The sequence below is a fragment of the Streptomyces sp. NPDC056503 genome, from assembly GCF_042794995.1.
Taxonomy (GTDB): Bacteria; Actinomycetota; Actinomycetes; order Streptomycetales; family Streptomycetaceae; genus Streptomyces.
Map to the genome: position 1 here is coordinate 1 of NZ_JBHTST010000238.1, position 5374 is coordinate 5374.

Genomic DNA, 5374 nt, shown 5'->3' on the forward strand with positions numbered 1-5374 from the left:
CGGTGGCGTGTGCCACCGAGGGGCCCTGCCCCGTGCCGGGAGGTCCGCCGCCGGCTCAGCCCTCGTCGGCGAGGATGAGGTACAGCTTCTTCCGGGCCTCGTTGATGACCTCGACGGCCTTCGTCCGCTGCTCGGCGCTGCCGGTCTTCCAGACCTGGCCGAACGCCTCCATCAGGCCGAAACCGGCCTGCCGGATCTCGTTGACGGCCTCCCAGTCGACCCCTCGGCCGGCCTCCTCCCAGGGGGCGTCCGGCGCGGCCTCGGCCTCCTGGCGCCCGGCGTCGGTGAGCGAGAAGAGCTTCTTGCCGCCCTCGCTCGCGCTGACGATCAGCCCCTCGTCCTCCAGCAGCTGGAGCGTCGGGTAGACCGAGCCGGGGCTGGGCTTCCAGGCCCCGCCGCTGCGCTCGCCGATCTCCTGGATCATCTCGTAGCCGTGCATCGGGCGGTCCTTGAGCAGCGCCAGGATCGAGGCGCGCACGTCACCGCGCCGCGCCCTCCCCCGGCCGCCGCCGCGGCCGCGGCCGAAGGGGCCGCCGCCGAAGCCGGGCCCGCCGCCGAAACCGGGGCCGAAGGGCCCGAAGGCGGCACGCCGTCCCTCGAAGTCGCCCCGCGGTCCGGGCCCGCAGTTACCGCGCCCGGCACCGTGGCCGTGACCGAACTCGTGGTCGTGTCCATGTGAACGCATCGCAACGCTCCTTCCGTGAGATTCCATCGTCGAACTGTCGCGATGCCTCAACGATATATCGGAACTGTTCGGCGAGCAACCCACCGACTGCCCGACCGCGCTCCCGACCGGTCCAGAGATCCCGGATTGGCCTTCGCCCGCCCCCTCCGGGCGCCGGTACGGTCCGGGACATGCGCATCCGAATCGTCGACGCCTTCACCGACCGGCCGTTCTCCGGCAACCCCGCCGGAGTCCTCCTCCTCGACTCCGCCGACTCCTTCCCGGAGGACGACTGGCTCCGCAAGGTGGCCGCCGAGGTCAACCTCTCCGAGACCGCCTTCGCGCACCCCCTGCCGGCCGGCGGCGAGGCCGACTGGGCGCTGCGCTGGTTCACCCCGACCACCGAGGTCGACATGTGCGGCCACGCCACCCTCGCCACCGCCCACGTCCTGCACACCACCGGCGCGGCGACCGGCCCCGTCCGCTTCGCGACCCGCTCGGGCGTCCTCGGCGCCGCCACCGGGGCGGACGGCGCGATCACCATGGACTTCCCGACCTCCTCGCTCACCCCGGTCCCGACCCCGGACGGCCTGGCCGAGGCGCTCGGCGCCGAGATCCTCGCCGTCCACGACACCGCCGCCCACGTCGGCGACCTCGTGGTCGAACTGCGCGACGAGGCCACCGTCCGAGGGCTCGCCCCCGACCACGCGGCGCTCAAGGCCCACTCCTCGCGCGGCGTGATCGCGACCGCGCTCGCCGCCGCCCCCGAGAACGGCTACGACTTCGTCTCGCGCGGCTTCTTCCCCTCCGTCGGCATCGACGAGGACCCCGTCACCGGCAGCGCCCACACCGCCCTCGCGCCGTACTGGTCGGCCCGCCTCGGCCGCGACGAGCTCACCGGCTTCCAGGGCGGCGCCCGCACGGGCCTGGTCCGCACCCGCCTGCGCGGCGACCGCACCCATCTGACCGGCCACGCGGTGACCGTCATCGAGGGCGAGCTGCGCGCCTGACCCCGCCCCGGCACGCCGGAGGGGCGTACGGCCGATGCCGTACGCCCCTCCGGTCTCCCCGCGCTCACACGGTGGGCAGCCAGTCCACCTTCCCCGCCAGCAGCCCGTAGCCCACGAAGGCCACGATGTCGAGCAGCGCGTGGGCGACCACCAGCGGCCCCACCCGCCCCCAGCGGCGGTAGAGCAGCACGAAGACGACGCCCATCACCATGTTGCCGATGAAGCCGCCGACGCCCTGGTAGAGGTGGTAGGAGCCGCGCAGCACCGAGCTCGCCGCCAGCGCGGCCATCGGCGACCAGCCCAACTGGTCCAGCCGGCGCAGCAGATAGCCGACGACGATGACCTCCTCCAGGACGGAGTTCTGCACCGCCGACAGGATCAGGACGGGGTACTTCCACCACACGTCCGGCAGCGACTCGGGCACCACCGTGAGGTTGAAGCCGGAGGCCCGCGCCACGAGGTAGAAGGCGAGGCCCGCGCTGCCGATGCCGGCCGCCACCAGCGCCCCGCGCCCGAGGTCGGGCCACGGCCGGGTCCGGTCGAAGCCGATGGCCCGCAGCCCGGAGCCCTCCCGCATGAGCAGATGGGCCACGAGCACCACCGGCACGAGGGCCGTGGCGATGCCGAAGAGCTGCCAGGTGAGGTCGAGCCAGGGTCGCCCCGGGGCGTACGAGCCGTTGAGGGTGGCCGCCTGCTCCTTGAGGGCGCCGGGCCTGGTCAGCGAGCCGACGAAGCTGATGAGCGAGGAGACCGCGCTCGCGCCGAGCGAGAGCGCCAGCACGATGAGGGTCTCGGAGCCCAGCACCCGGCGCGACAGACCGCCGCCCGGGGGCGGTCCGGCGTCCACGACCCGTTGTTCCGCCACCACACCCGTCTCCCGTTCGCCTCACGACCACCCCGGGGACCGGACCGCGGTCCCCGTACGACGATCATGCGCGACGGCACGCCCGTAACGCCATCCAGGGTCCCGCCCGGCGGGACCCCCGGACGGCTCACGCCCCCGCGACCCCCACCGGCCACGTGTGCACCGGCTCCCCCTCCCGCATCAGCGCGCGGTAGCGCCGGGTGGTCGCGGCGAGGGCCGCGTCCCGGTCGAGGCCGGAGTCCAGGGCCTGGTGGAAGGTGTCGGCCTGCCAGGACGCGCCGTTGACCCGGCGGCGGCACCGCTGCTCGATGACGCCCAGGTAGAAGTCGCGGTCCGCGGGGTCGACGTGCCAGGCGTCCAGCCCCGCCGCGGCCAGCGGCAGCAGCTCCTCGAGGACCAGGCGCACGGCCGGCCTGCTCGCGATCCCGCCCGCGCGCCCCGCCCGGGGCCAGCGCAGCTCCGCCTCGATGCCGTGGCGGCAGGCGGCGTCGAAGTTGGCCTCCGCGTCCTCGAAGGCCATCCGCTTCCACAGCGGGCGCGGATCGTCGGCGAGCGAGCGGACGAGCCCGTAGTAGAAGGCGGCGTTGGCGATGACGTCGGTGACGGTGGGACCGGCGGGCAGGACCCGGTTCTCCACCCGCAGGTGCGGCACGCCGTCGACCCAGCCGTAGACCGGCCGGTTCCACCGGTAGACCGTGCCGTTGTGCAGGACGAGTTCCTTGAGCTGCGGCACCCCGCCCTCGTCGAGGACGCGCAGCGGGTCCTCCTCGTCGCACAGCGGCAGCAGCGAGGGGAAGTAGCGCACGTTCTCCTCGAAGAGGTCGTACGCCGAGTCCACCCACCGCTCCCCGAACCAGGTGCGCGGCCGGACGCCCTGGGACTGGAGTTCGGGCGGACGGGTGTCGGTCGCCTGGGTGAAGAGCGGCGGGCGGGACTCGCGCCACACCTCCTGGCCGAAGACGAAGGGCGAGTTGGCGCCGAGGGCTATCTGCACGCCGGCTACCGCCTGGGCCGCGTTCCAGACGGAGGAGAAGCGGGCCGGCGTGACCTGGAGGTGGAGCTGTACGGAGGTGCAGGCGGCCTCCGCGATGATCGACTCCGCGGTGTGCCGGAGCCTTTCGACACCCTGGATGTCGAGCGTGATCTGTTCTCCGCGGGCGATCAGGATCTGGTCGTTGAGCAGGGCGTAGCGGTCGGCGGAGGAAAGGTTCTCGAAGACCAGATCGCGCCGGGAGAGGGTCGGCAGTATCCCGATCATGAGGACGCCGGCGTCGAGTTCGGCGGCCTGCCGGTCGGCATATCCCAGTCCGGTTCTCAGCTCTTCGGCGAGCCGGTCGAAAACATGACCGCCGAGCCTGCGCGGAGCGATGTTCACTTCCAGGTTGAACATTCCGAGTTCGGTCTGGAAATCGGTGCTGGAGATCTTTTCCAGGACGGCCTCGTTCAACATCCTCGGGAGTCCGTCGGAGCCCGCCAGATTGAGTTCGATCTCGACGCCCATGAGGTTGCGCGGGCGGTCGAACCGCTGCTCGGCGAGGAGCCGGGCGAGCCCCGCCAGACACTGCTGGAGCTTGCGCCGGTAGCGCTGCCGGTCGGCCGGGCCGAACCCGTCCGTCACGACCTTCTCCCCCATCGAGGCGTCCCTCCCGCGTGGGCGGCCACCGGGCGGGGCCGCGCGTACGGACGATGATGCCCACGCCACTGATCGACAACGCCTGCGTTTCCGGCCGCTCCGCGGATAGTCTGGTACGAACCTGCCGGCACCCGCGCGGCCCTTCACCCCTCGGACCGGCCGTGGACATATACCAATGTCATATTGCCTCCCCGGCGCGGACGGCGACGACTTTCGGAATTCCCGCGTCCGGCTTGCCGGAGAATGCGGGGACGGAGATCCTGTCCTCGCCCCGATTCCGCTGCACGGGTCGCCGAACGCGGCCGGATGACGCCTTGCCAGGAATATCGGCGACGTCTAGCGGAAACAATCTCTGAACACGTGTCGTATAAACTCCGCGGACGAGGCAGAGCGCCGGCGTACGGCCACGACCCGTGGCCCCCCGCTCCGCCCCCGCCGCCGACAGCGCCGTCGTACCCGGCCCCGCAGCCGCGCAGCCCGTACCAGGACCCGTACCAAGGCCCTTAACCAGGACCCGCACCCGTACCCGTATCCCCGTGTCTCCTGAGCGAGAGGCGACCCACACGATGCTCCGACCCTCCCCGGCCCCCGCGCCCGCCCTGCGCAGTGTCCTCGCGGCACTCGGCTCGCCCACGGCCGTCCGCGAGGCCCGCACCCCGGCCCTGCGGGCCGCTCCGGGACCGCTGAGCCCCGAACTCCCGCTGCCCGTCCACGTGCTGAGGATCTCCGGGGCACCGGGGCACGAGCCCGGCACCCGGCTCGTCGGCTGGCGGTTCCTGATCCGCAGCGGCGACCGGGCGGTCGCCGCCGCGGACACCATGCTCACCCCGGACGGCTGGTCCTTCTCGCACTTCTTCGAGGGACCGTACGTCGCCGCCACGGAGCGGGCGCTGGTCCAGGCCGAGGCGCTGCCGGGCACGTACCAGCCACGGCTGCTCTCGGTGCCGGAGCTGTACATGCTGACGCTGTGGCTGCACGCCGAGCCGGATCCGGACGGCGCCGAGCCGGGCGCGGACTCCGCCGACGTGCTGGTCCCGCTCGCCCCCGCGCCCCCGGGCATCGCCGCCAACCGCCCCTACCGGGTGGCCGACCTGCTGCCCGTGCTCAGCACCCGCCTCGCGCCGCCGCCGCTGCTCGGCTCCCCCGCGCCCGCCTGACCCGGTCCGACCGCACCGCCCCGCGACCCGCCCGGGTCGCGGGGC

General features: G+C 73.2%; 5 protein-coding genes. 2 read left to right on the forward strand and 3 right to left on the reverse strand.

Annotation, left to right across the window (positions count from 1 at the left end; all coding sequences use genetic code 11):
* Positions 1–55: 55 nt before the first annotated feature.
* Positions 56–685, reverse strand: coding sequence for a PadR family transcriptional regulator (locus ACFQ8C_RS36380; protein ID WP_383466158.1), 630 nt, complete (start codon positions 683–685; stop codon positions 56–58).
* Between the two features lie 170 nt (positions 686–855).
* Between ACFQ8C_RS36380 and ACFQ8C_RS36385 the strand changes: the two genes are divergently transcribed.
* A complete protein-coding gene (locus ACFQ8C_RS36385; RefSeq protein ID WP_383466159.1) occupies positions 856–1674 on the forward strand; it encodes a PhzF family phenazine biosynthesis protein in 819 nt (272 codons plus the stop codon).
* 64 nt (positions 1675–1738) lie between these two features.
* Here ACFQ8C_RS36385 and ACFQ8C_RS36390 read toward each other — a convergent pair whose 3' ends face one another.
* Positions 1739–2539, reverse strand: a complete 801-nt coding sequence (locus tag ACFQ8C_RS36390) for a CPBP family intramembrane glutamic endopeptidase (protein WP_383466164.1) — start codon at positions 2537–2539, stop codon at positions 1739–1741.
* Positions 2540–2666: 127 nt separating this feature from the next.
* Positions 2667–4172 (reverse strand): glutamate-cysteine ligase family protein, encoded by a 1506-nt coding sequence (locus ACFQ8C_RS36395; protein ID WP_383466160.1) that lies wholly within the window; start codon positions 4170–4172, stop codon positions 2667–2669.
* Positions 4173–4738: 566 nt separating this feature from the next.
* Between ACFQ8C_RS36395 and ACFQ8C_RS36400 the strand changes: the two genes are divergently transcribed.
* On the forward strand, positions 4739–5329 hold the full coding sequence (locus ACFQ8C_RS36400; protein WP_383466162.1) for a hypothetical protein: 591 nt from the start codon (positions 4739–4741) through the stop codon (positions 5327–5329).
* Positions 5330–5374: the final 45 nt, after the last annotated feature.

Bases quoted from the DNA above. Each gene is read 5' to 3' on its own strand.
- ACFQ8C_RS36380 (WP_383466158.1), bottom strand. From the start codon at position 685: ATGCGTTCACATGGACACGACCACGAGTTCGGTCACGGCCACGGTGCC.
- ACFQ8C_RS36385 (WP_383466159.1), top strand. From the start codon at position 856: ATGCGCATCCGAATCGTCGACGCCTTCACCGACCGGCCGTTCTCCGGC.
- ACFQ8C_RS36395 (WP_383466160.1), bottom strand. From the start codon at position 4,172: ATGGGGGAGAAGGTCGTGACGGACGGGTTCGGCCCGGCCGACCGGCAG.
- ACFQ8C_RS36400 (WP_383466162.1), top strand. From the start codon at position 4,739: ATGCTCCGACCCTCCCCGGCCCCCGCGCCCGCCCTGCGCAGTGTCCTC.